31 protein-coding genes are annotated in these 24872 nt (G+C 65.0%); 21 read left to right on the top strand and 10 right to left on the bottom strand.

Going from position 1 to position 24872, the window contains the following annotated elements; translation table 11 throughout:
• The first annotated feature begins 80 nt into the window (after window positions 1-80).
• The 14 genes from WFK36_RS21865 to WFK36_RS21930 all read left to right on the top strand — a co-directional run bounded on the left by WFK36_RS21865 (window position 81) and on the right by WFK36_RS21930 (window position 7926).
• Entirely contained in the window at window positions 81-848 is a 768-nt protein-coding gene (locus WFK36_RS21865) for a DUF8176 domain-containing protein (RefSeq protein WP_336794277.1), read from the top strand.
• 55 nt (window positions 849-903) lie between these two features.
• Window positions 904-1623: a hypothetical protein gene (locus WFK36_RS21870; protein WP_336794278.1), complete on the top strand. Its 720-nt coding sequence runs from the start codon at window positions 904-906 to the stop codon at window positions 1621-1623.
• 241 nt (window positions 1624-1864) lie between these two features.
• Window positions 1865-3100, top strand: coding sequence for a hypothetical protein (locus tag WFK36_RS21875; RefSeq protein WP_336794280.1), 1236 nt, complete (start codon window positions 1865-1867; stop codon window positions 3098-3100).
• Window positions 3101-3216: 116 nt separating this feature from the next.
• On the top strand, window positions 3217-3780 hold the full coding sequence (locus WFK36_RS21880) for a hypothetical protein (RefSeq protein WP_336794281.1): 564 nt from the start codon (window positions 3217-3219) through the stop codon (window positions 3778-3780).
• Between the two features lies 1 nt (window position 3781).
• Window positions 3782-4633 carry a hypothetical protein gene (locus tag WFK36_RS21885; protein ID WP_336794282.1) on the top strand — a complete coding sequence of 284 codons (852 nt, stop codon included), beginning with the start codon at window positions 3782-3784 and terminating at the stop codon, window positions 4631-4633.
• A 138-nt stretch (window positions 4634-4771) separates the two neighbouring features.
• Window positions 4772-5014, top strand: coding sequence for a hypothetical protein (locus WFK36_RS21890; RefSeq protein ID WP_336794283.1), 243 nt, complete (start codon window positions 4772-4774; stop codon window positions 5012-5014).
• Between the two features lie 114 nt (window positions 5015-5128).
• Window positions 5129-5383, top strand: coding sequence for a hypothetical protein (locus tag WFK36_RS21895; RefSeq protein ID WP_336794284.1), 255 nt, complete (start codon window positions 5129-5131; stop codon window positions 5381-5383).
• A 22-nt stretch (window positions 5384-5405) separates the two neighbouring features.
• Window positions 5406-5969 carry a hypothetical protein gene (locus tag WFK36_RS21900; RefSeq protein ID WP_336794286.1) on the top strand — a complete coding sequence of 188 codons (564 nt, stop codon included), beginning with the start codon at window positions 5406-5408 and terminating at the stop codon, window positions 5967-5969.
• Window positions 5966-6238 (top strand): hypothetical protein, encoded by a 273-nt coding sequence (locus WFK36_RS21905; protein ID WP_336794288.1) that lies wholly within the window; start codon window positions 5966-5968, stop codon window positions 6236-6238. Before WFK36_RS21900 ends, WFK36_RS21905 begins: the two co-directional genes overlap by 4 nt.
• Before the next feature lie 12 nt (window positions 6239-6250).
• On the top strand, window positions 6251-6469 hold the full coding sequence (locus WFK36_RS21910; RefSeq protein WP_336794290.1) for a hypothetical protein: 219 nt from the start codon (window positions 6251-6253) through the stop codon (window positions 6467-6469).
• The gene (locus WFK36_RS21915) at window positions 6466-6678 is read left to right on the top strand and encodes a hypothetical protein (RefSeq protein WP_336794291.1); all 213 of its coding nucleotides are present in this window, start codon (window positions 6466-6468) and stop codon (window positions 6676-6678) included. Before WFK36_RS21910 ends, WFK36_RS21915 begins: the two co-directional genes overlap by 4 nt.
• 49 nt (window positions 6679-6727) lie before the next feature.
• Window positions 6728-6916: a hypothetical protein gene (locus WFK36_RS21920; protein WP_336794292.1), complete on the top strand. Its 189-nt coding sequence runs from the start codon at window positions 6728-6730 to the stop codon at window positions 6914-6916.
• A 66-nt stretch (window positions 6917-6982) separates the two neighbouring features.
• Window positions 6983-7282 (top strand): hypothetical protein, encoded by a 300-nt coding sequence (locus WFK36_RS21925; RefSeq protein WP_336794294.1) that lies wholly within the window; start codon window positions 6983-6985, stop codon window positions 7280-7282.
• A gap of 107 nt (window positions 7283-7389) precedes the next feature.
• Window positions 7390-7926 (top strand): hypothetical protein, encoded by a 537-nt coding sequence (locus tag WFK36_RS21930; protein WP_336794295.1) that lies wholly within the window; start codon window positions 7390-7392, stop codon window positions 7924-7926.
• Window positions 7927-7945: 19 nt separating this feature from the next.
• Here the strand turns inward: WFK36_RS21930 and WFK36_RS21935 are convergent, their stop codons facing one another.
• From WFK36_RS21935 to WFK36_RS21980, 10 genes are all read right to left on the bottom strand, one after another.
• Window positions 7946-8692, bottom strand: a complete 747-nt coding sequence (locus WFK36_RS21935; protein ID WP_336794296.1) for a helix-turn-helix transcriptional regulator — start codon at window positions 8690-8692, stop codon at window positions 7946-7948.
• A gap of 293 nt (window positions 8693-8985) precedes the next feature.
• Complete coding sequence (locus WFK36_RS21940) at window positions 8986-9141, bottom strand: hypothetical protein (protein ID WP_336794297.1); 156 nt, start codon at window positions 9139-9141, stop codon at window positions 8986-8988.
• Window position 9142: 1 nt separating this feature from the next.
• Entirely contained in the window at window positions 9143-9559 is a 417-nt protein-coding gene (locus WFK36_RS21945) for a hypothetical protein (protein WP_336794298.1), read from the bottom strand.
• A gap of 38 nt (window positions 9560-9597) precedes the next feature.
• Window positions 9598-9819, bottom strand: a complete 222-nt coding sequence (locus WFK36_RS21950) for a hypothetical protein (protein WP_336794299.1) — start codon at window positions 9817-9819, stop codon at window positions 9598-9600.
• Between the two features lie 11 nt (window positions 9820-9830).
• Window positions 9831-10082 carry a hypothetical protein gene (locus WFK36_RS21955; RefSeq protein WP_336794300.1) on the bottom strand — a complete coding sequence of 84 codons (252 nt, stop codon included), beginning with the start codon at window positions 10080-10082 and terminating at the stop codon, window positions 9831-9833.
• 20 nt (window positions 10083-10102) lie between these two features.
• On the bottom strand, window positions 10103-10450 hold the full coding sequence (locus tag WFK36_RS21960) for a hypothetical protein (protein WP_336794302.1): 348 nt from the start codon (window positions 10448-10450) through the stop codon (window positions 10103-10105).
• An 85-nt stretch (window positions 10451-10535) separates the two neighbouring features.
• On the bottom strand, window positions 10536-11918 hold the full coding sequence (locus WFK36_RS21965) for a hypothetical protein (protein ID WP_336794304.1): 1383 nt from the start codon (window positions 11916-11918) through the stop codon (window positions 10536-10538).
• 116 nt (window positions 11919-12034) lie between these two features.
• Entirely contained in the window at window positions 12035-12334 is a 300-nt protein-coding gene (locus tag WFK36_RS21970) for a histone-like nucleoid-structuring protein Lsr2 (RefSeq protein ID WP_336794306.1), read from the bottom strand.
• 104 nt (window positions 12335-12438) lie between these two features.
• Complete coding sequence (locus WFK36_RS21975) at window positions 12439-13452, bottom strand: Fic family protein (protein WP_336794307.1); 1014 nt, start codon at window positions 13450-13452, stop codon at window positions 12439-12441.
• The gene (locus tag WFK36_RS21980) at window positions 13445-13858 is read right to left on the bottom strand and encodes a hypothetical protein (RefSeq protein ID WP_336794308.1); all 414 of its coding nucleotides are present in this window, start codon (window positions 13856-13858) and stop codon (window positions 13445-13447) included. The genes WFK36_RS21975 and WFK36_RS21980 overlap by 8 nt, the downstream gene beginning before the upstream one ends.
• Before the next feature lie 545 nt (window positions 13859-14403).
• On the opposite strand from WFK36_RS21980, the gene WFK36_RS21985 reads away from it, so the two are divergent.
• The 7 genes from WFK36_RS21985 (at window position 14404) to WFK36_RS22015 (ending at window position 23928) form a co-directional block, all read left to right on the top strand.
• Window positions 14404-14622, top strand: coding sequence for a hypothetical protein (locus tag WFK36_RS21985; protein ID WP_336794309.1), 219 nt, complete (start codon window positions 14404-14406; stop codon window positions 14620-14622).
• 810 nt (window positions 14623-15432) lie between these two features.
• Window positions 15433-17007, top strand: a complete 1575-nt coding sequence (locus WFK36_RS21990) for a hypothetical protein (RefSeq protein ID WP_336794311.1) — start codon at window positions 15433-15435, stop codon at window positions 17005-17007.
• Window positions 17008-17083: 76 nt separating this feature from the next.
• Window positions 17084-17320, top strand: a complete 237-nt coding sequence (gene nrdH, locus WFK36_RS21995) for a glutaredoxin-like protein NrdH (protein WP_336794312.1) — start codon at window positions 17084-17086, stop codon at window positions 17318-17320.
• A gap of 161 nt (window positions 17321-17481) precedes the next feature.
• Window positions 17482-18225: a hypothetical protein gene (locus tag WFK36_RS22000; protein WP_336794313.1), complete on the top strand. Its 744-nt coding sequence runs from the start codon at window positions 17482-17484 to the stop codon at window positions 18223-18225.
• A gap of 2298 nt (window positions 18226-20523) precedes the next feature.
• The gene (locus WFK36_RS22005) at window positions 20524-21477 is read left to right on the top strand and encodes a ParA family protein (RefSeq protein WP_336794314.1); all 954 of its coding nucleotides are present in this window, start codon (window positions 20524-20526) and stop codon (window positions 21475-21477) included.
• Between the two features lie 2 nt (window positions 21478-21479).
• On the top strand, window positions 21480-22121 hold the full coding sequence (locus tag WFK36_RS22010; protein WP_336794316.1) for a hypothetical protein: 642 nt from the start codon (window positions 21480-21482) through the stop codon (window positions 22119-22121).
• 130 nt (window positions 22122-22251) lie between these two features.
• A complete protein-coding gene (locus WFK36_RS22015; protein ID WP_336794317.1) occupies window positions 22252-23928 on the top strand; it encodes a hypothetical protein in 1677 nt (558 codons plus the stop codon).
• Window positions 23929-24872: the final 944 nt, after the last annotated feature.

Here is a 24872-nt window from a genome sequence, read left to right on the forward strand (position 1 = left end):
TGCCCATCTGATGGTTGCGCGCCCGCCTTTGTCGACTGTTGTACTGAGTTGAAACCAGATCTGTAGAAGGGGACGTCGTCATGGGGCGGTTGCCAGCGAACACGTGGGCGCGCAACAACGAAGAGGCTGGCGGTGGGCGGCCAGGTCGGTCGATGCCGCAGTGGCTGTCGGAGTTGTCGTTGCCGCAGCGGTCGACGGTGCGGCCGCGTCCTGGTCGCTCGGCTCGTCCCGCGCGTGAGCCCCGGTCGGGGCCGGGGGTGGGGGCGCGGATCTCTGGGGCGGTGTCCCGGGTCGGGTCTGCGGTTGATCGGGTGATGTGGCGGCGGATCGGGATCGGTGTGGTCGCGGTCGCCGCGGTGGTCGCGGTCGTGGTGGGGTTGTGGGCGTTGGCTCGTGGGGGCGGGCAGGAGGAGCAGGCCGCGGCTGAGCCTGGCGGCGGTGCCGTCGAGGTGGGGTCGTCGCCGGTTGATGATGGTGGTCCGTTGGCGTGTCCGGCGATCAACAGTGAAGGTCGGATGCAGGGGGCGACCGCTGGTGATCGGTCGTCGTCCAAGGGGCTGATCATGGCCTACGAGCATGCATTCTTCCAGTTGCGTGATCCGGCGGCGATGGTGTCGATGACTCGGCCTGGCCCGTATGTGGCGTCGGCGGCGGCGTTGAAGTCCGGGCTTGATTCGATCCCTCGTGATGCGGTGTGGTGTGTGTCGATTGCGCCGACCGGGTCGACGGGTGTGTACGACGTGACGATCCGGCATCTCGATGCCGCCGGTGAGGTTGTGTCGTGGCGTCAGGAGATGACCGTGGAGGGCACCGGGCCGTTCTACATCACGGCCGTTCGCGGGAAGTAGGCGGTGGGAATATTGGTTCACCCACACACAAATTCCGTGTGCTACTATCACCTACATGACGGTGTTGATGAGTAACCCGAACCAAGCGGCCCATGCCGCTATCGACGAATCGGCACGCCTTGCCCGCAGACTCTGCATCAGCATCGCCGATCACTACGCGGCAATGGCCACTCTGTGCCACTGGCTGCGAGTCCACACGTCCCTGCCCGCTGACCACGTCACCGACCTGTTGCGGCTGGGATTTCTCATCACCGGCACCAGCAGCGACGACGCCTGGCCGACCGTGACATCCATCAGCGACGCCGAAGACAAAGCCGCCGCCCTGGCCGCCGATCAACGCACCGCAGCGGGCAATGGCATCGACGCCGCGACCGCTCAGAATCGCCGCGCCATCAACGACGGCATCGTGACCCTGACCGATATCACCGACGGCATCGACCGCACCCACGCCGCCGAAGCGATGCTTGCCACGCAGGTCAGCCGCTTCTACCTCGCCCTGTGCGAGCAGCCCTGGGCCCAAGGGTTCCTCGGCGGAACCACCAGCTGGGGTGGACGCAGTCACTCTCAGCTCGTCGGCGCGCACACTGCCAGGATGACAGCCCGCAGTGCCATCGAGTTCCTCACCACCTACAGCGCGCCCGGCACCACCGAGCCCCGCGACCTGTACCTGGCTGCTCTGCTGCGCGCCGATCCGGCAGCGCACGGTGGCGATCGGGTCGGATATGACTCGGTGTTGGCGGCGGGGGCCTATCTGCATTCTGTGGGTCGACTGTGACTACGCAGCGCGCGGCGGCGGTCATTGCCGGGAGTCTTCCCGATGGCCGTACGTTGACTGTTGCCAATACTGTTTTCACGCTCTGGGTTATCGGGGCGCACATTCTTACCGCGTACCTGTTCCTTTCGGAGTCGAAGGAGATCGGTTACGTCATGGCGGTCGTGTCGATAGTGTCGTGTTGTGCACCGTTGATCGCCGAGAAATACTTGTCATCAACAACCACTGGAAAGTGAAGGGTTTCATGGACGAGAAGAAGACACTGCACGCGGCGATCCGCGGCGGCGTTGCCGACTACGAAGGCGTTCTGCTGAGCGCGGTGCTGCCCGAGACCGGCGACCAGACGACGATCCTGTCGGTCAACGACTGGGTCATCGTCGGCGACGGCGAGAAGGCGATCCTGGATCAGCCGCTGCGTGTGACCGTGTCCGCCGGGGGGTCGGCGACGGTCTACGGTCCGCCCGCCGACAGTGACCAGTCCCCCACCCGCGTGTTCATCACCGGCAACGGCAAGGCCACGACCTACGGGCGCGTCGACGTCGTCGCGGCCGACGAGGCGCGCGTGGTGTCCTTCGGTGACTACAGCGTCGTCCTGCACGGCCGAGCACAGGGCACCTTCTACGGGCGTGGCCGGTTCCTGGCCCGCGACGAGGCGACCGTCTACGCCTACGACTCGGTGACCGGGTCGGGCTTCGGTACCGCTTCGATCACCCTCACGCAGTCGGCGACCGCGTGGATCACCGATATGGCTCGCGTGATCGTGCTGAGCGCCAATGCCGAGGTCGTCGCGCACCAGAATTCGCTGATCATCGTCGACGAGGCCGCCGCGCCGGTCTCCCAGTCGCCGTCACCGCAGGTGTTCCCGCAGCGGCTGTTCGTGCACGAGTCGGCGTCGGTGCAGCTGCCCCGCCAGGATCTGTCGGTGTATCTCGCGCCTGGTGTGCGGTTCACGGTGGTCGGTGAGGAGCTGCCGCCGGTGACTGGTTACCAGCGTGGGGGTTCTCCTGCCGAGGATGCCGCACTGGCAGCACAGGCCGCCGCCGCACCGCAGGCGCCGCAGGCACCGGCGGCGGGTGCGCCGGTGGTCCAGGATCAGGTCGCCCCGATGATGGCCCCGGCCACTCCCCCCGCTCCTGCCGCTCCTGCGGCTCCGGCGGCTCCGGCCGAACCGGCGGTGGGCCCGCCGCCCGGGTACACCCTCAACTTCGGGACCTCCGCGCAAGCCTCGCAGGCTCCGGCCGGGCAGGCGTCGGTGCCCAGCACTGCGCTCCCCCAGAGTGGCGGCGCACCGATCGTCGGGGAACTGAACCCGATGCGTGCACCGATCAACCCGTACGACGTCGACACCAGCGAGACGCAGTTCGCTCCGGCCGTCGAGCTGGACGGGACGACCGTCGAATGGCGTCCGGTCCAGGGCGGTGTGCCCACCCGGACTCCCGCTCCTGAGCCGACCGGTATCAATCAGCTGCCGACGCTCTGACTCGTCGATCAGATGGTCTGAACGCGCTGTGCCGTCCCGGCCCTCGGATGTGCTGTCATCGCACACGCATCCGGGTGCCGGGACGACCTGTAACCACACATGAAAGGCGGGCCGCGGTGGAGTACTTCACTCAACGCTCCTGGATCACTGTCGCTGACGACGAGGTCCCTCCGGCGCTCTACATTGCGCTCTCGACGCTCGGGCATTGGTCGACGGTCCTCAAACGGCGCCGCAACACCGACGCCGACAATAAGCTGGCGACCGCGCAGCGCAATCACGCGTTGCGGGCGGCGATCGCGTTGGGGTGCTCGGACAAGCAGATCCAGCACGCGGTGGCCGGGTACAGCACGGCCGACGTGGCGAGGTTCCGGGAGATCGCCCTGGGTGAGGAGCTGGACAAGCTGACGGTCTCGGCCGGGCTGCAGCGTGACTTCATCGCCGGGTTCGATGAGCTGGCGATCGAGGAGTTCGGGTCGCAGGCGCAGGCCGAGGACGCGCTGATGGAGATGTCGCCGCGGTTCTTGGAGCTGCTGGAGCGCTACGAGACCGAGCGGGACGCGAACCTGGATTGGCGCAACGCGCTGCGGTGGAAGCTCGCGCAGTACCGGATGCGGCCGCGTGGTGACCACAACGGGCTGCCCGGGCCCGCGTTGACGTCCCTGTTCATCGGGGAGATCTGAGGTGGTCAAGCGCACCGACCGGTGGTGGCCGGAGTGGGCGGCCGCCCTGACGGTCGCACTGATGGCGTACGGGGCGGCCTACGGCCTCTCGATTCAGACGAGCATCGACTCGTGGTCGACGGTGCCCGGTGGCCGCATCGAGGCGTCCTCTGACCTCGGTGGCGAGGTGACGTGGTTCCTGGTGACGCTCGTGGCGTGCGTCGCTGCGGTCGCCATGGTGCGGGGGCGGATGCTGCGGTGGCCGTGGTCGCAGGAGCGTACGCCGTGGTCGTTGACGCTCGCGGTCGCCGGGATGGCCATGTCGTTGACGATGCTCGGGATCGTGATCAAGCACATGCTCGGCAACAACACCGGTATGACCGGCGGCGGCATCACGCCCGTGGAGATCGCCCTGACCGTTGTGAGGGCCGGTGTTGGCGAGGAGATTCTGGTCCTGGCCGTCCCGGTGTTCCTGATGAAGTCGATCGGCGTCCGGTTCGCGGTGGCGCTGCCGATCTTGGTGGTGCTGCGGGTCGCGTACCACCTGTACTACCAGTGGGAGACGGTGTTCCTGGTGCCGTGGGCGATCGGGTTGGCCGTCATCTACTGGCGGTGGCCGACTGGGCGAGTGCTGCTCGGGTTGATCGGCGCGCACATCCTGTACGACACGTTGGCGTTTGTGCAGCCGTTCGGTCATCCGTACGTGGTGATGGTCGGGTGCACGGTGGTGCTGTTGGGTGCGGGGTGTGTGGTGGGCCGGTGGTGGCGTACGCCGTCGGTGCCGGTGCCGCTGTTTCCTGATCGTGGGATTGTGCGGCGCCGGGGCGGTCGGCGGGTTGCCGGGGACGGTGGTGTGGTCGTCGGCGCCACGTAGACGGGGTGCGGTGTTGGGGCGGTTTGTTGGCGATTGATGCTGGCGGACCGCCCCTATTTTTGTGTCTTGCCACCCCATCGATTCCGTGTGATACTATCACCACAGTTTCATTCGGTAACCTGCTCGAAAGGACACACCATGACCACCATCCTGACCATCCGCGAACACATCCGCCACGGCCAGTTCGACCACAGCGCCGACCGCCTCACCGACGACGACACCGACGCAGCCATCGCCGACGCCGTTCAGCGCCTGCTCGCCGCCAGCCCGTACAACGGCGACGCCACCGAACAACAGCAGGACGCCATCGTCAACGACCTGATCGAGTCCGGGACCGCCGCCCTCGGCTGGGCCGACTACACGCTCATCGACGACGAGTAGACCGCGGGCCCACGGGGCCGCCGAAGTGGCAAGGACTCTCGGCGCGTGGGTGCCCCACCCCACCCTGTTCCGTGCGGTATTATCAGTATCGATTCACTGTCGAAAGGACACCCTGTGACCACCACTGACCCGCGCACCTGGTTCTTGGACGAGAGCAACCAGGACTCGCTCGCCGCCAAGCTCGCCGCCGATGCCTCCACCCGCGCCGACACCGGCCCGTACACCGTCGACCTGTCCGACGAAGCGATCACCGCAGCGATCCCCGAGGGCCCGGCCCGACCGCAGACGCCCGCCGAGATCGACCTGATCCGCGCCGCGTTCGGCCGCCGCTACGGCGCCGACCCGACCTACCGCACCATCAACGCCTGACCAGAAAAGAGGACAACACCCCATGAGACTCATCGCCATCGATACCAACACCGGAAAGGTCGTCGAGAACGGCGACATCGTGGTCGACTTCCGCGGCGACAACCGCGAATTCGTCAAGCCAGCCCTCGCGCGAGGCGAAGGGCACTCAGGCAAGATCCACCTGCTGGGCAGCCACCCCGTGTACGACAAGGTCGCCAACCTGGCCGTCCTCGACCTCGACGACAACAAGCAGTACCTCGGTGGACTGCCTGACCAGGTCGCCGCGACCTTCAAGGCCCTGGCCGGACGAATGACAGCGGCTGAGCTTCCCGACCCGTCGCCGTTCGACGGGACCTGCGTCCGCTGCGGAGGCGGCGATCTGACGCTGAGCTGGGAGTACCGATACGCGCCGAGCAAGGCCACCGTCTGGATTCCCGGCGCTACCGGGCCGAACCCATTCAGCCTCGGCAGCGCCCAGACCACAACCGTCACCGCACGCGAAACAGTCCCGATGCTGCTGTGCAACAGCTGCGGCCACTGCTCCCCCAGCTTCGGCGACCGCGGACTTGGCTCGATCGACAACCTCGCAGAGGGCTACGCCCGATGAAGCTGATCCCGATCGATGTCAAGACCGGGAAGGTCGTCGAGAAGGGCGACAGCGTCGTCAACGAGCGCGGAGACGTCCAGATCTTCTCCCGGCCGCTGCGCGCACGAGGCAGAGGCCTCGCCGGAACAGTTCTGCTCGACAACCGCGACCAGGCCGACGACACGTCCGTCGGCGTCGCCGTCCTCGATCTCCACCAGCAGCGGCCGTATCTCGGTGGACTTCCCGAGCCGGTCATCGCCACCTACAACCACCATCTACACCAGCACTGAAGGGAGTTCCCCATGCACAACGAAGCCACGATCATGAACGGCGCCAAGGCCATCGTGGCCATCCTCGTGGTTGGCATCTTTGGCGGCCTGGCTGTTCGGCCTCGGCGGCATCGCGATGATCCACACGTGGATCGACGGCACGGGGATCTTGCTCTGATCTCCGCGACGAAGGACCACGACATGACCGACAACCACACGATCGAGCAGGCCGACGAGCTGGTCGCTCGATGAAGATCCAGTACCTGACCTACGGGACGACCAATGTCGACACTGACACCGGTACCGTCAAAGGCGAAGGCCCTTTCGCCGGGATCGATGTCCTCATCAACGGGGCCTCGGCCGTCGAAGTCGCCACCGTAGTCGAACCCAACGGCGAGGTGAAGATCATCCTCACCGGCGGCCAGGACGACGTCACCGTTTCCGTCGTCGACGACCGATAGAGTCCACACTGCGAACTGCCTGATTCGAGAACGACGCTGAGGACTGCCCATGAAAGTGCGGATCGAGTTGACCGTCGATGTCGACGTGGACGCATGGCGTTCTGAGTTCCCCGAGGACAAAGACGCAGATCCAGCAGCGATACGACACAGCGTTCGCGAGTACGTGTGGACCCTCATCGACCAGGCAGCCGTCTCGACAGAAGCCGATGCGTACACAGTCCACGACTTCCCCTATTGAAGCGGCCCCGGAGCCATCCGCACCCTGCCCGGGGCTTTGCCTGGGCGATCGAGAAGAGAGCTATTCATGATCATCGTTGATAACGTCGCCGAAGCTGACCGCACACTCACAGACCGGCTCGAAGACCCGGACTCCAAGTATGAGCCTGCGCTGCTGCTGATCCCCTCCCCAGTGCCCGACGAGGACCAAGTCGCCGTAGGTCGGATCATCAAGATTGGCGGCAGTGTGGGTGTGCACGTAGTCGTCTTCTCGAAGGTCGACGACGACCCCGACGGCGGGCGCGAACGCGCGTTGAATACCGCCCGGATTCGACTCCAGGAGAATCCAGCGAACACGTCGTCGATCATCGACAGCTTCCGGGACTGAGCCCTTCCTCTCGCACAGCACAGCGATGGCCGCATCCGTTCGCCGGATGCGGCCATCGTCGTCGTTGGCGGCACGTGGTGTCGGCGGCGGCGGATAGGCTTCGGCGCATGAGCACCGAGAAGATGATGGCGGTCGCTGTCGGCCAGCCGTTTCCTGACACCGAGATCGGCCGCACGCAGGGCACGCACTGGGGCACGACCAACGGGATGTTGCTGATCAGCCAGCCGGGTATCACCGTTGAGGAGATCGACTCGTGGGGTCCGCTGACGCGGGTGCATTTCAACGCCCACCGGGGCGTGATTGTCGTGACGCTGCAGTACCTGGCGCAAGGGGTGTCGGTGGAGATCCCCGGTTTCCGTCAGGTCGGATCTGACTTCCCGGATTGGGCTGTCGACCGTGGTGGTGATCATCTGGCGCTGTCGGTGGTCGTCGTGGATTCGACCACGGGCATCGTGGTCGCCATGCGCTTGTTCACGGTGTCGCCGCATTCGACGAAGGCGGTGATCGCTGAAGCTCGGGAGCGGTGGGGCGAGCCGGTCGACCCGCAGACGGCGGCCGCCGATTTCCTCGATTACCAGCGTCGGTATCCGACTGACAAGGCTGTTCGGGGCGCGGCGTTCACATCGTGTCGACCGGGCGACTAAGCGCGGGTGTCTCGGCTGGTTACCACTGTTTCTGAATAGCTCCAGCGGGCAGTGCATAGGCCTTTTCCAATGCCCTGGCGAGTTCTTTGCCCGGTCCGCGATAGCCCGTTTCGATGCCGCTGATCGCCGCCACGCTCACTGGCTTGCCTTTGCCTTTGCTTGTGACGTTCTCTGCGAGTTCCTGCTGCGACCATCCTCGCTCTTCGCGCAGCCGCCGCAGGGAGATGGTGCGGCCATCGGGTAGGTGCGCGACGGTGCGTGCGGCTTCCTCTGATTCGGCGGTCCGGGCCGGGTCATCGTGCAGCTCCGAGACGAGGGCGTCGAGGGAGACGATCTCGTCGGCGGGCAGGCGGTAGAGGTGGTCTGCGCTGAGTCGTTGGATGTTGTGCAGCAGCCGAGGGACCACGGCGTGAGCGAGCATGTCGAGCGCCGCGCTCGCCGCGTCCTCCGATCCGGGGGTGTTCGCGAGGGTGTGGAAGGCGTCGTGAAGGACGGCGACTCGGTCGGCGTCGGGTGGACTGACCTGTTCGTCGGTGGGGTTGGCGCTGGTGTAGCTTTCGGCGGTCCCTGGTTCCCAGCCCAGGACGCGGTCGAGCTTGGCGAGGGTTGCCGGGCGTAGCTTGCCGCGGCGCCCTTGTTCGATGGTGAGCATCGTCGGCGATGAGGGGCCGCCCTGTTCGGCGATCTGCTGATAGGTCAGGCCCAGTTCTTCGCGGCGTGCCCGCACTGCGTTCCCGAGGGTCTCCGGCGGTGCGGTTCTGGTCATGATTCGCATCGTAGCAAAATTTGAACGCGAACCATGGCGAATGCTGTCAGCGTACTTTTCGCGGACATTTTCTACGCGATGCGTGGCGGCCTTCTGTGGGAACAGAAAGGCGCCCCGGCCTCGTGTGAGGTCGGGGCGCGCACCTGTGTAATCCGTTTGGACTACACGGGCCTTTCTGTGGCTACATGCCGCGTTTGTGCAGCTCACCGCATGTCCGGCAGGACACTTGCGAGCGTGCACGGTGCCCGCTCGGGTGCCACCAGGGCCTGGGTCGAATGCTGGCCGTGTGGCCGTCACGTCGACTCGGGGTCGTCGGTGTTCTCGAAGTGGTCGGCGATTCGGGTTCCGTGCTTGGCGTCGCAGGCCTTGGCTGACATGTGGGCGATCGCTGTCATCAGGTCCTCGCCGCCGTCGTTGTCGGCGGCGGCGAGGGCGGTGGTCGGTGGCACGTTAGTTGTCGAGGAAGTCGGCGGTGGGCATGGACAGGTTGACGATGTCGGCGATGTGCTGATTGAAGGCGAAGCCCCAGGTGCGCACGCGGAGAAATCCGGCGTGAGTGCTGGTGGGGTGCGCGAAGTGCTCGATGATGTACGTGCCGCGGCGGACGCCGAGGTTTTCGCGAGTGTCGATGACTACGGGGAGTCCCTTGCCCACCGCACTGACGACGATCCCCCACTGGTCGCGGGTGAGGTGGTCGCTGCGCGAGGCGAGTTCGTCGGCGAAGGCTGACGTGTATTCCCAGCTGCGGCCTTCGAAGACGGTGCCGTCGATGTAGTTCTTGGGATAGGGGCTGTCGAGGATTGCGGCTGCGGCGGCGCGGTTTTCGGCCTGGGTGATCTGGAAGCGGGTGGGTGTGGTGGTGGACATGTGTGGCTCCTTTGGGCTGGACTCCCACCATTATTACCCTATGGCAGGGTATTTGTCTTCTTTTTGGGGCGCCCGCGTTGCCTACTGCGTTCGCGCACCCATTTCTCGACGTCGTCAGGGTCGTAGCCCACGACTGTTCCGCGTGGGATCGAGCCGTCCGGGTTGATCGGGCCGATGACCACGGCCACCGGCGGCTTGGCCACCTTGGACAGCGAGCCGCGCGCGAGACCGGCGCGGTCTTCGACTTGCGCCCGGTTCATGAAGACGTCCATCAGGAGGCTCTGGTCCAGGTGTCTGGGTCGTCGATGTTGCCGCGGTAGGTGCCGATCAGATCGAACTCGGTGCCGTCGTAGGTTCCGCGTGAGCAGTCGTCGGTGTGGTTGCCGCCGCGGCCGTCGCAGTCGCAGGAGTAGCGGTCGTTGAATGCGTCGGCGCATTGGGTGCGGGCGTCGGCTTCGGAGTCGGCGGTCAGTGTTTCGCGTTCGTGGTCGTCGCCTTCGAAGACGTAGATGAGTTCAGACATGCGTGAGGGGTTCTCCTGGTTCAGGTGGTGGCGCCGTCGTGGCGGCGGCCGTAGACGACGGTGATGCCGTTGGCGTGGGCCTGTGCGGCGTGGTCGGCGCAGACGAGGTCGGCGAAGGCGTCGCGCCATTGGATGGCGATCGCGGGGCTCGTGCAGGCTTCGGCGGCGGTCTGGATCTCGCAGGTGACGTGCGGGCCGAGGATCTCGCTGGTGGTGTGCTCGGCGAGTCGGGTGAGGCCTTCGAGCTGGGTGGCGAGGTAGTCGGCCATTCCTGCCGCGTCGGTCATGTGCCGGATGGGTTCGGCGGCCCAGGTGCGGGCGGTGGTGACGTCGGTGCGTGGCGTGGATTGAGTGGTTGATGTCGTCATGCGGGACCCCTTGTTTGTTGTGGTCAACACTCCAATCAGTTCCGATACTATCACCTAGAATCTGCTCCGTTCTGAGGCGTTGGGTTCACTCCCCTATTGCGGTCAGGGGGTTGTCGTCGCCGGGATCGCTATCGAGGCCCTGTGCGAATATCTCGATAGCGTTCGCCACGGATTCCTGCAGTGAGGGACTTTCCGTATGGACCGAGAGTGTGGTCGTTCCCTGGACGAAGCCCAGCCCTTCTCCGGTGAGAGTCCACGTTGCGTCGACTTCGCGGGGCCCGGGTGTTGTCGATTCGATGTAGATCGCCAGTTCCTCGCTCACCCACGGGGTGCCGGGTCGAAGCGACGGCGGCGTGCAGGTCAGGATGAGTGCTCCGTCGTCGTTGTAGTCGATCTCCAGGTCCAACTCGGGCGGTGCCGACGGGGCCGGTGGAAAGTAGGTTGTTGTCCGAATCAGGCTTGCGACTAGGTCGTCCTCGTCGGGCACCACGAGTAGCGGGAGGGCCTTTTTGATGCCATCGGCTGTGGCCTCTTCGTACCAGTAGGCCTGTGCGTCGGGGATGGTCAGGATCAACTCGGGGGATTTGATGAACTCACTGACTTCGATGGTCACGGAGTTGCCGCCGCCGAGCCCCTGCGTGAAGTAGTCGAGGGCATCCGGCCAGTTCTGGTTGACGTTGTCGATACCGTCGGCGATCACGTCGTCGATCGGTCGGTATCGGTGCTTGTCCGACGGGGGGACGTAGGGCGCGTAGACCTCGCGCTTTCGCGGCTTGGCTGGACGGGTCCGGCGGTAGGCCACTTCCTGGATCTCGATCCAGCGCTCACGGCCGTCGTCGGCGGACTCGTCGGTGACCAGTAGTGGTCGTGTGGTCGAGACGTCGATGGTCGGTTCGGCTGTGGTTGTTGCCGCAGCGCGGTTGGCGAGGCGTTTGATGTCGGCCGAGTTCGCGGTGCGGGTCTGGCTCTTGTCGCGGACGTAGATGCCGCCGTCGACGAGGGCGTGCTTGCGGTCTGCGCTGTCGGCGGGTTGGAAGTCCTTGCTGCAGACGCGGATCGGGTCACCAGGTTGAGGTGGTTCGACGATGAGGAACAGGATCTCGTTGCCGGGGATGTCACGGGCTGGGATGCGGAGCAGGTCCCATGGCGGCTCGGCGTCGGCGAAGTAGCCGCGGAGCCGGTCGCCGAGTTGGTGAGGTTCCACGCCGGGGGCGACTCCGGGGGCCTGGTCCTTGGCGACGCCGATCACCATGATGGCTCGGCCGCCGTAGAACTGTTGGGCGACGGCGATGTCGCGGTTGGCCGCGCCGAGGATGAACTTGGCGGCCTTGGCGATGCCGAGACCGCGTTTGGTCAGGTCCAGTTCGGATTTGACTTCCAGCCCGGCTGATTCTGCGGCGTCGCCGCGGGCGAGGATGTCCTCGACGATCTCGTTGAGGGCGCGTTCTCCGAAGGCTGTGGTGCTCACGGCGTTCAGACTACGGCTGGGTTCGGACACGTGGCGCCGGTGATATCCCGGTCGCCGGGCGGGCTGCTCCCCCAAGCAGGCCGCCCGGCGACTGGAATGTGCGGGCCGGGTGTCGGTTAGTCCTGGTTGTAGGCGGCGATGATCTTGTTGGGGATGCGGCCGGTGAGGCTGATCGGGTGGCCGTTCTTCATCGCCCAGAGCCGGATGCGCAGGTTGGTGATCTCGGTCTTGGCCGGGTTGGCGACGCTGCGGGCGTGCTTGATCCACGGCGCGAGGGCTGCGGTGAACGCTGCGCTGTGCTCGGCGTTGAGATCGATTTCGTAGTGCTTGTTGCCGACGGCGAAGTGGCGGCGTTCGGCTGCTTCGGTGGTGCGGTCGATATCGTCGATCTGGACGACGACGGTCTTCTCTGCCATGTGGTGTTCCCCCCTGTGTTTGGTGCGTGTATCTCGGGCTGATTGTAGCGGGTATCTGCCGTTGATATTTGCGCTGTTGGTGGGGACTTTTTCTGAGCGGATTCTCAGGGGCTGGTCATGGCGGTGTTCCAGAGGGTGAGTATGCGGGGTGCGTGGTGCGTGTCGCGGGCGTCTGGTTCGAGGATGCCGAGGGCGGCGAGTTTGGCGATGGTGGCGTGTCCGCCGAATCGGTCGCTGTCGAGGAGGGCGCCGATGTGGGCGGAGTGGGTGACGGGGTGAGCGATGAGATTGTCGGCTGCAGCCCAGGTCAGGGAGTTGCTGCGCATGCGGGCGTGGGTGAGGGTCTCGCGCATGGCGGCGGCTTCGGCCAGGAGCGCGTCGGCGAAGTTTGCGGCGGTGACGGTGCCCTGCAGGAGGGCTTGGGCGGTGATCTCGGTGAGGGTTTCGTGGTCGGTGTTGGCGTAGGCGATCAGGAGCTGGTGGTGGGTGTCTGCGGTCAGTCCGGTGGCGAGTGGGGCCGGGATTGTGAAGGTCACTGAGGCGCGGTCGAGCAGGTATGTGGTCCAGGCTCGGGCGGTCTGTTCGGAGGCGTGGGCGTACGGGACGAGGGCGTGTGCTCGGGTGTGGGCCCAGGCGATCGTGCCGATGGGGTGGGCGCGGAGGTGGCCGGTGACGCAGTCGCCGAGGGCGGTCAGCTGGTCGGATATCTCCGTCGAGTGCGGTGCTGTGGGCAGGACGGAGTGTGGGTCTGCGGGGTGCAGTCGTAGACGTCCTGCGTGGACTGGGCTTCCCGCTGCGATGGTGTTGACCTGGGTCAGTGCGGTGATGGGGTCGCGCGTGCGGTCAGGGTCGTGTGCGGCGATGAGTGCGCTGGTCAGTCGTGCGACGGGGTGGCGTGTTGCGTCGTTGGTCAGCAGTGCCGAGGCGATGGGGTGTGCGGCGTAGTGGACGTGGTCGAGTGCGGCGCTTCGTGCAGCTTCGAGTGCCGCCAGAGCGTTGGCGATCGGGGTGGTCATGGCCCCGAGGTTCGCGATGCGCTCGTCGAGGCGGATGAGTGCGTTGGTCGCTTCGTTGACCAGGGTGTTCAGTTCGTAGGGGTGGTGGGAGGGGCTATCCATCGCGGGCCTCGTCTCGCTCGGCGCGGCTGATGGTGATGCCTCGGCGGTTGAGGAGGGCGAACACTTCGTCGGTGCGTACGTCGAAGGTGGTGGCGAGGGTTTTGGGGCTCATTCCGGCTTCGTAGGCGCGGACGATGCTGTCGTTGCGGTAGTCGATGGCTCGTTGTGCTGTGCCGGTGGCGCTGCGGCGTCGGAGGATGCGTGCGCCGAGGACGGCGGCGTCGATGTTCAGGGAGTTGGCGATGGCGGCGAGTGAGACGCCTTCCTCGCGGAGGTGGATGGCGCGCTCGACGTTGGCTTCGTTGACGTCGCGTTCGAACTGTTCTGCGCGGGCTTCGCGGGCTTGGTGGTCGGCGAGGTCGGCCAGGGCGATGAGGGCCTCGTCGGGGATGCGCTGCTCATCCATGGTGTGTGGTCTTCCTCACAGTTGTTTTGTCGGTTTGTGTGGGCGTGTGGCCGGAACGGGGTTTCGGCCACGCGAGTTGGCTTGATTCTAGGCGTCGTGGTGGTCGTTTCGGAGTTTCGGCCACAGGGTGGGTGTGTGATGGTCGAATATACCGGACCTGTGTCGCGGTGTGAATGGTCGAGATTTCCTGGATTATTGTTGCGCGTTCTAGGACCGATTCTGGGGTCTGGCGGTGTGGGCGCGTCGTACGCAACGGTGCAGGTAGAGCGGGGTTCGGCGTTGGCCGGCGGGAGTCATATGTTGCCCTATTTGGCGCTGGAACGTACGCTCTTCGGTGGAGGTGTTTTTTGGTCAGTTCTGGCGAGTTATTGATCCCGCGGCGATCGCCACGGGGTCAGTGGGGCGTTCCTGATCGGCTGGTGCATCCATGCGACACGCCGAACGGGCCCCGCGGCGAAGTGCTTGACACCACAGCCCCCGACCCGCGTAGGATGACGGCACAGAACAACAAAACCAGCGTAGGTTTCAGCGAGGAGGGACACCGGATGGACGCGCAGCTAGCCAAGCAGCTCCAAGAGCTGGCTCATGCGACCGAACTTGTGACCAGGTCTCAGGCTGTACGACTCAGCGCAGAGGAGTTCACCATCAGCCGCGTGAAGATGCTGGCCAAGGCCGGACTCCCCCGAGCCCGAGTCACCCAGGCCACCGGCGTGGGGCTGAAGAGCGTGAAGCGAGCGTACGACGGCCACAACCAGGCCGCCTAGAACACGAAGATGGCGCCACCCGAACCACCAGATGACGCCAACCTCGATATTTGAATATGTGAGAAGTACGAGCCCCTTAGTGAAGTGTCCAGCTCCCTAAGCTCGCACTCTCTTCCACAACCAACACTCCTCAACGGAGTGACCACCGAACCTAGCCACATAAGGGAAGGGCCGATCAGTGCCTTCAGCATACGCCCCAGGCGTTAGCTCCTGCAACGATCCCGAAACGGACTACCGTTCGATTTCGTCGCGAGTTTCGACGCCGTTCTCGGCTGCGATGCAGCCCGTCTACTCCCCTGCCGTTGACCTCCCCGAACTGACGGGTCGAGCACGGCACTACACCGCTGCGGCCGCGTGATGGCGGCCACGGATTTCTGGCTCGCCGTGACGGTCTCCGGCGTCCCGCTGCAGTCCACGGTGTCCTTCAGCAGCCTCACCGAAGCAACTGAAGCAGCAGTTGCCCTCCAGGCCCAGATCGCCGATGCGCAGGTCCGGGTCATGCCTCAGTCTCGGCGTTCTCGGGTCATCCGAAACGCCCTGTTCCCCATCGGCGTTCAAGTCCCTGTGGGCTTGGGATCGGGGGCTGCCGCTCCCTGACGCACTGACGAGGTACCGAACACTTTCATAGCGATGCCCAGGTGCGGCTTTGTGAAACAGCGAAGCCCCTCGGCATAAGAACCGGGGGGCTTCGAGTCCTCCCGCGGACGAATCCTTAGGAGGGTTGCTTTGGTCGGCAACTCTGATAGTACACTGCGCTCTTTTCCGGGCGCAAGTGATTGTGGTATGCGGCGTGTGTGCCGTCGCCACAACGTGTCGTACTCCCAGGTCACACGGGGGTGGGATCTGGTCGGGCAGTTCGGCAACACTGCTGATCTGGACCGTTGGTTTAGCGTCGTCAATCATGGCTTCGAGGGGTCGCCGCGATTGACTTTGCCGACGCTGAAGCGAGTCTGGCACGTACGTGAGGAGTTGGGGGCATCAGCCGCCCGCACTACCCATCCGGTGGTGCGGGCGGCTGATCGTATTCTCAACCAGCTCGTTCCTCCTGAGCTTTCGCTGCCCATCCGGCTGCACATGATCAGCTCCGTGGTTCTGCAGCTTCTGCTGGCTGGTGCCGACCGGCCCGCGGTCGAGCAGGTCGCCGTCGTTGAGCAGCGCAGTGAACGGTCCTGGCACCTGCCTGACGCCGAAGTGACCGCCGACGGAGCCCCGGCGGCGACGATCCCCTGCTGGCCGTCGCGCCAATCATGGCTTGCCACAGTCGAGCGTGAGATCGCCAGCGCCAGCGGGGCGGCGGCCCTCGCCGAGCACTCGGTCACCGCCGATCGGGTCGCACAGGTCGCTCGGGTATGCGCCGAGGCCGCCGACGGCCGAACCGGTCGGCACTGCACGCTCGCCCACGCGAGCATCGCCGCGCAGGCTGGAGTGTCCGAGTCCGTGTCCAAGCGGGTGCGGCGCGTCCTGACGTCGATGGGACTGGCGGTGACTCTCGTTGTCGGCCGCCGATTGACCACAGCTGAAATCGATGCTGCGGCAAGGCATCACGGCGGCGTGCAGCGGGGAGTCGCCAGCGATCTCGCGCTGACCATCCCCGTGGGGATGGTTCCTGCTGACCCCCTACCCTCGCGTGGTTCTTCTAAGATCTCTTCTTCTGTTCCTGAGGAACTCACTAAGCGCGCGCGGCGCGCGCGAGAGCAGGCGAGGACGCCGAAGAAGTCCACGTCCAAGCGTCCAGGTGCCGTGCGGTCGATCAGCATGGCCGTGAAACGGCTCGTGGCTGGCCTCCTGCGGCGTTGCCGGGGCCTGGAGGTCGGCGTAGGACGGTTGAGCAGGATCTGGCGCGTTGTGGCCGCCTCCGGCATCGACGCAGGACGCTGGAGCGCCGCCGACGTCGTCGCCGAGCTGAACCGCGATGCTCGTGAAGCGTCGATTACCTGGCCGGATCGCATTGACCGGCCCGAAGCGTATCTGGCCTGGCGCCTCGGCCGGATCGACTGGGACACCGCGATCCCGGCATCGGAGCCACCCGCCGACTGGACCACGCCTGCCGCCCACACCGCTCGCTCTGACCACCACGCTCCCACCGCGGATCGCCACCGTGCGCGCAACCCAGAGCAGCGAGCCGCCCACCTGGAGCGGCCCATGGCCCCCACCAGGGAGTTCTCCGTGGCGCAGACCGTGGTGACGACCCGGATCGGTACCCGGGAAGAGTCCGGGCATGGACCCGTGCACGTGCGCGTACGAGGTCCCGTGTCGACGGGGACGTCGACTCCCCTGGTCGGTGAATACGCGTCGGAATCTAAGCCGAGTTCTGAGGCATTTCGACGCGATATTTATCGCCGCCCTTCGGACTCGATTGGCGTCGGTTTGATTGCCAATATCTAGACGGTATTGCGGTTGCATAATGTGGCTATATCGGATAGCATTGATGAAGATATTAGGACCGGATCGGGAGGCCGAAATGAGTGTCGTTCTTTACACCAAGCCAGCATGCGTTCAGTGCAACGCGACGCACAAGCAGCTCGACAAGCTCGGGGTGTCGTACGAGGTAATCGACATTTCTGAGGACGACACCGCGCGTGACTACGTGATGGGCCTCGGCTACCTGCAGGCGCCAGTTGTCGTCGACGGTGACGATCACTGGTCGGGTTTCCGTCCCGATAAGCTCAAGCGTTTGGCGACACGCGTAGCGGCGTAATGCTCACCGAATAGGTCTCCATAGCCTGCACCGCTTCCGGTGCAGGCTATGACTGTTTTATACGATAGTGCGAGTCGGATTATGGCTCGTATGTGAACGCGGAGGTTGGCGTTATGCCGCAGAGTTTCCCGCCAGGATTTGGCGATCGGAGTCGCCGCACTGTGTCGAGCGAGTCTGGGACGGTCGGGATCGCGCAGTCCGCGCTGGTCAGCGTGCTGCGGAATGAGGACTTCGTCGCCCAGCAGCGCGCATTCGATCGGGGCACGACAGTGCGTGACCTGCGTACCTCCCTGTCTGATGCGGAGATCACGCGGATTGCCCGAGTGGTGACCGGGCGATCGCCGTCGCCGCGGACGCTGCGGCGGTGGGCTCAGACCGACCGGGTGCCGAACGTCGAGCTGGCGGGAGCGTTGGAGCGCCACCGATTCGTCGCCGCCAACGGCGGTGTCGACGGGATCGCGGCCATGATCGGCCGGTCGGTGTCGTCGGTGCGCAAGTGGATGCTCGGTCGTCAGACGTCGTTTCGCGGCATTGCCAACGACCTGGTCGCCGCCGCGCGCATCCGTGAACGGATGATCCGCGGCGGGATGATGACACCGGGCGGCACGCTGAAGACCCCGGTCGTGGAGCTGCGAGCCAGCGTTGAGATTCGCATGCCGGGAGAGAAGGGCTACAGCTACACCAGCAAGCAGCGTGCGATCAACCTTCGACAGTCCGACTCGACCGAGATTCCCCCTGCTCAGGCCATGGAACTGGCGGCTGCCCTGGTCACGGGACGCACGGCCGACGCGCTCGCGATCATCTCCGAACACGCCTCGACCTCGTACGCCTCTTTTGCGGGCTTCTCCGACGATCTGGGGATGCACCTGGACAGCATCAGCGACTGGGACGTCACCTGGGAATAGCCCCTCTCCCCCACCCGCTCAACCATGGCGGCTGCGCACCTCGCGCAGCCGCCATTCTTATGCCTTCATTGGCCTCCTGACGGCCCGGCGGGCGTCGACGTACCCCAGGGATGCCCGAGGCGTCCTGACGGCTCCAGGAGGCTAGACGAGAAGGACTCTCGTCGACCTCCTGCAGGAGCCGGTACAGCGGCGGCGTGACCTTGCCGGGACACTGCGGGCTCCCCTGGCCAACGGCCAACAGAGAACGTCGTAGCGGCCTTGCTGGCTCAACCGTCCAGTCGTGCGGGGCGCGACGTGTGCTCCTGAGGAGGACCGCGACAAGTCTCGTTGACGCACACCTGCCTCATCAGCCCGGTGTCCGAGAAGGCGATTCGACCACCGCCAATCCGCACTCGCCAATGAGTTGCCGAAACGCGCCTATGTGGTTAGCTGGCCACAACATTGCACACATGTGGCCGTAACTGAGTTTCGGCCACGATGAGTAGAGAATCTAGAGCATCGTGGCCCCACCGGACCGTAAGGCCGCATATAGGTTGAAACGGACCGTGACAGGGCCTGATGTAAGTGCACACACACGAAACGTCACTGTGACGGCTAGTTCGGGTTGAGCGACGGCTGTTCGGCGTTGACCTCACAGATCAGCGCCGCCGAGCAGGGTGTCTGGATCGAGCGTATGTGAGTCGGAACTGGGCGGCTATGACGCCGTTACTGTGGGCCCAGACGTGCGGACTTGCCGCTTGAACGAGGCCCAGATACGTGCCGCTGCACGCCACGGAGGAACCGAATCTGGAGTCCGTTACAAGATGAAACTGGGTCCCTGTGACGGAGGATAATCTCACGATTCTCGGCCGCCGGACGGCACAAGCGAGAGTGCGCAACACATGCAGAATGGGTCGCCGACTGTCACGCCGTAGCGTCGGTCACGGAACCATCAGTGCAACGTGACTCACGTCGGTTCTGGCCCCAGATTCACGGCTCACTGGTGGCACCGGTACGACTGAATCCTGCATCCGACGGCGACACTCAGGCAGTGGATGAGTCGAGCAGATACGAGGACGTACGGCGCGACACTCAGCGATCAGTGACACGGATCTTGCGAAGCGCTGGGCATAGTTCGCAGTCAGAGTAGGGCTTGTCAACACTCGAACTGGGGCGGCTCTTGCCGCGCACTCGGAGTATGCGGAACGTCGGCATTGGCGGAGGACGGCCTCGGCTGTTCGCGCGGCTGCGGAGAGTGGTGCAAAGGCGCCGAGAAGGTGCGAGGGCGTCCTTCCCACTGGCGACCCTCTCGCGGACGTGGAGGGCGGAACAGGTGAAAGCGGCTCTGGCTGAGCCATGCGCGGGCGCTGCGATCTCGGTGTCGAGAGGCTGCGTGAAAGGCAGATTCCCGGCAGCAAGCGGTACCTAACCACTGCGGTTGGGCAATGGGCTGTGGTGCCGAGTTGCGCTGTAGTACAGCATCATTCGGATACTCACACGGTTGTGATCGGCCACCGAAGCGGGGCTTCCGAGGTATGCCCCTGTGCAGGTTTCGCCTGGATGCACTGGGAACTGAGCCCAGCGTTGAGTGTGGGGGAGTGGGGCAGTGCATGGGGTGCGGAACCGAATCGAGACCGGGCGGTGAGAGCTGGTAACTCCCTGCTTGGGATGCGTGCGCCTGCCATTGGGCGGAACCGGGCCAGCGACACAAGCAAGAGCTGGGGCGGGTAGTGGGCACGGTGCGCGGAACGTCACCGTGGGCGAAACCCGGGAGCTGACCATGGCAAATACCCGGGAAACAAACAGGCACGGAACACGGGGCGGGAACATGGCTAGAGCAAGGGTGGGAAGCGGGTGTAAACCGGGGCGGCAAAGCGGGAGGGATAGGTGCGTGGAACCAAACTAGGAAGCGGCACGCTGCCAGTGGGGTGAACGGGGAAGGCTCAGTAGCGGGAAACGGGTTGGCCACTAGGGACGTAAAACGTGATGGAAGGCAACTGTGGAACCGGGGAGTGAAGCGTCCGGCTAATCGGCTGAGTGCCAAACCGGGTACCACTGCGGTGAAGTGCGCTGGTTCATCGGTTGGAACTATGTGGTGTTCTACGGGAGGTCAACGTCATGGTGACTTGAAGGTTCCAATGTCGACTCACGGTGCCGGTCCAGTGCGCGGAGACCAATCGATAACCAGGGAGTTGTCAGTGCACGATTCCAGGGTGGCCCCACGGGGGTGGACCCGGCCCGGTCAACGGAACGGAAATTGGTAAGAAAACCTGCCGGTGAGCTTGCACGGAAAGGTGATAGTACTGTAGGGTAATTTTCATGAACGGAACGCAGAACCCCACTCCCGCCCACGCTGCGCACATCATCCTCGTGGCCAGCCAGAAGGGCGGCGTCCTGAAGTCCTCGCTGGCCTCAGCTACGGCCGCCGAGCTGGCGGCGAACGGCCTGCGCGTACTGGTCGTCGACGGCGACCTGCAGGGCAACGTCACAGCCCGCGACTACGGCGTCGAGGGGGATCACGGCCGCGGCCTGGCGATGACCATGCAGTACGGTGTGCCGCTGACCCCGATCCCGGCGCGAGAGAACCTCGACGTCATTGCAGGCGGCATGCACCTGGCCGGAATTCCAGCCGTGCTGGCCTCGCAGGCAGTCACTGTGAACTCGACGGGGGACGCGACGCTCGCGACGAACCTGGGTGGAGCCCTTCGCGACCTCGTTGCCCAAGAGGGCTACAGCTTCGTCGTGATCGACGCCGGACCGGGCGATGTTCTGATGCTCGATGGATACATGGCGTTGTCCGACTGGCTGGTGATGCCCACCCGCGAGGACGACGGCAGCATCGACGGAGTCAAGCTCCTGGGCACGCGCATGGAAGCGCTGAACTCCCGCGGGGTGACTGACATCGGATTGCTCGGTGTCGTACTGACAGCGGTCAATCCTCAGGCGACGAAGCGCAACGCCGCCACGTCGAGCCAGATCGTCGAAATGTTCGGCGGGGAGTCCGCTGCGGTGTTCGACTCGACGATCACCCTGCAGCAGGCGTTGGCGAGGGATCTGCGCAAGCACAACCTGGTCCCGGCCGACTTCCGGACCGGAGTGTTCCAGGAGCGCGTCGAAGCCGGGAGCCTGCGTCGAGGGGACCTTTGGTCACGTGACGCAAGTCGACTGGTTGATGACTATCGGGACCTGACGAAGGAGATCGTCGGGCGGGTCGTCGAATTCTCCCGCGACGCGGCGGCGTCCGGTGAGACCGAGCAGAACAAGGAGAACTGATCATGGCTAGGGCACGTGGATTCAACCTCGCGGACACGGCGAAGGACTCGTCGCTGACTGACCTGATTACGCAACTGCCGACCCCTGCTGCCGGTGTTCGCGCTCAGGCACCGGAAGCGCCGTCGGTGGCCCCCGAGGTCGACGAGGCTCCGACAGCCCGCCAGGGGGCTCCTGAGGGCCGCGAGAGCGTCACTGCCGGTGCGAAGGCTCGGGCCGAGCGTCGGCCGCGCGTTCGGCGTGCGAGGGCGGCTCGGACCGAGACGCTGAGCACCAGTGTCGATGTGCCCCGTGAGGTGGCCGCGCGCGTGCGTGCTCACCATGCGCAGGCCCGTCTGGGCTACCTGCAGCTGGTGCTGCTCGCCATCAGCGACAACGCGGCGGCGCTGGCTACGAAGTGGGCCGAGCCCGCACCGGCAGAGGCGGGCGAGTTGTTCCCCGGGCTGTCGGCGGCGGTGCGTGCTGCGGAGTCGACGGCGAAGGAACAGACGGATCGACTGAACCTGACGGGAATGACACCGGAGGAGGACCAGCAGCTCGACGCGTTGGTCGAGCGGTGGAACGCGCCCTCGCGTCGTGCGCTGGTGAGTGCGGCGCTGGAGCTGGCGTACCCCGAGCAGCCGACGCAACGCTCGAAGAGGAAGTAGGGGTTGCTGCGCGAGCAGCTTCCTATCGCGTGCCCGCTCCGGTCTCGGGGCGGTGTTCACCGCGCCCGCGATGCGGCCCCGCGGTGATCGGTTTGGTGGACCCGAAAAGTGCGAGCGAAAGGCAGTGATCATGAGTCGTGGGCGTCAGGCGAATGCGGGTGGCCGTGGAGGCACGGAGCACCACGTGTTGCTGATCAACTCGCGCGGCACTTTCACTGTGTTCGGTGCACGCGTGGGCGATGCGCCAGGGTCGACCGACGAGCTGCTTGCACTGCTGGAGATGATCCGCGATGAGGGACGTCTGGTGCCCTTGGGTGCCTCGCCTCAGGTGTGGATCGTCGGGGAGACGGTGGCGGCGGCAGTGGGGTGGAATCTCGACTACGCCGACGACGCGGTGATGGAGGAACTCGACAACCCAGACCTCTCGCGTGATGAGGTGTTGAGCAAAGCCAAGCGCATGCTCTCTGAGCGCATCAGCGGTGAGTTGATGGCTGCCGGATTGAGCGAGCGCGGGTGGGCGCTGGGGGCGGGAGAGGAGTCGGAGTTCCGCGGCGGCCCGCTGGTGAATCTGAAGTCGGCGCGGCCCGGTAGCAACGGACGGACGAGTTGGTTTCGGATCAACGTATTTGTTGAGCCGTACCTGTGGACGTTGTCGAGCAAGAACGACTACGGGATTCTGGGGAGTACCGCTGCGGACACGATGCCTCCGCAGGATGAGCGTGGCACCACTGGGGAGTTGGCGCGGCGTCTGCGGTGGATGATGGACACGTTCGAGATCTTGCCGTCGGCAACCTCTGGTGGCACTGCGGCAGCGTTGCTTGACCAGATCTACAAGCGTCGTAAGAAGACCGGTGTCGGTGCGTATGTCGATGCTCCGACGCCGTGGCCGTCGTTGCTTGATCGCGATGTCCCGGTCGAAGCTGAGCTGTTGTGGTCGCGCCGTCCCAGTGAGGATGAAGTCGCAGACGCGAGGTTCATGGTGACCGTCGATCAGCGGGCGTCGTATCTTGCCTCGGCGGGGATGCAGGAGTTCGGGTGGGGCAGCGCTGAACTGCTCGATCGTGCTGGCGTTGAGGCGCATCTGTCGGGGTCGAAGATTCCATTCGGTTTGTGGTTGGTGACGGTGCCTGCTGGAGGTGAGATCTTCGCCGAGCCGAACATGCCGTTGCCGCTGCCGGTGATGCGTCAGGACCGTGCGGTGCAGGCGTGGTTGACGACCGAATCGTTGATGACGTTGTGCTCCCCGCTGGCCGATGGTGGGGCTGATATTGACATCTGGTCTCTCGACATCGAGAAGGCGTACGTGTACGAGCATCAGGGGCGTGTGCTTGAAGCGTGGGCGTCTCTGTTGCGTAAGGGACGGGCGGCTGCGATCGAGAGTGGCGATCGGTGCGCGAAGGGGCTGATTGGGTCGATGTACAAGGCGTACGTCGGTCGGTTGGTGAACGAGGACGCGTGGTCGTCGAAGTACAAGCATCAGCACTTTCAACCGATGTGGCGGTACGCGATTATCGCGGGCTCGCGGCGGCGTGGTCGTCGTCAGGCGGCGCGCATTGCCGCCGAGACGGGACTGTGGCCGATTGCCTCGCACACGGACTCGTGGACGTACCTGTGCGCCACCGAGGAACAGGTCGATGCGCTGTCGGATAAGACTCAGGCGTTGGGGCGTCTGGAACTGAAGAGCCGTGTGGAGCTGACCGATGAGATGCGTCAGATTCTGCTCACTGCTGACAGTGTTCGACGGATCGAATCGATCTTCTCAGTAGAGGCTGAGTCGACGTCAGAAGAGGACGCCGCCGCGAGGTAGCAGCACTGTTGGTGTTGGATCTGGTTGCTCTGTAGGGCCGCCGCCGATTGTCGGCGGCGGCCCTTTGCGTTGGCGGGTTGGTGGGCCCCACTGGACGGTTCAGGTGCGTGGCAACGCCGTCGCGTCGGTGATGCGTTGCAGGGGTGATTGCGTCGGCTGCTCGTGAGGTGTCTTCGGCGGTCGGGTGCGTGGTCGGTCGCAAGTTGGCCTTGGTGTTGGACGCGGAGGGTCTGTGGAAGGTGCGCGAGCGAGGCTGCGTTGCAGCGTCGGCTCTGCCCGTTGGGCGCTGCGCCGGGGGGAATGGTTGATCGATCGCGGCGTGGTGGGGAACTGGGAACGCTTGGTTGCGTTGATGGGCAACGCCAATCCGGAAAAGGACCGTGTGCCGCCTGTAGTGCGTTCTGATCGCCCGGTCGGGAGTGGGTGGCTGTGTGCCTTGATTTGAGGGGTCGTGGGAGGGTGGGAGGGTGCCCTTCCGGTGACTTGTGGCCATATTAGTGCAGGTCAAAGTGTATTTCAGTTTTGGGACTCCCGGTGGGGCAGTGAGGCTGGAGTGCCATTCGGAGTGCATTAGCGAGTGGGCGATAATTGCTCTGAGCGGCGATGAGGAGTGCAGTGCAGAGTGGAGTATGGCGGGGCCGGATGTGAGCAGTAGAGCGTGCGCTGATTCGTGTGCACAGTTGTTGTTTCTTCTGTGCGCTACGGGTGCTGCCGGTAGTGCTGGGATGCGCGTACCCAGAGCTGGTTGGGTGGCGGCGTTCGTGTGTCGTTCGTGGTGGGGTTTCAGCGGGCAAGGGGCGTGGTCGGTTGCGGTGGTCGACGGCACTCAGGTCGGGAGCGTGAAGCGTGCGTAGTGGTGCGCGTCAGCGGCGGTCACGGGAGTCCGTTGGGGGCGTCTAGATGTGAGATGCGGACGAGTGCGACTGGTGCAATAGAAGCGGCCC

It is taken from the genome of Gordonia malaquae (assembly GCF_037148075.1).
GTDB classification, from domain to species: domain Bacteria; phylum Actinomycetota; class Actinomycetes; order Mycobacteriales; family Mycobacteriaceae; genus Gordonia; species Gordonia malaquae.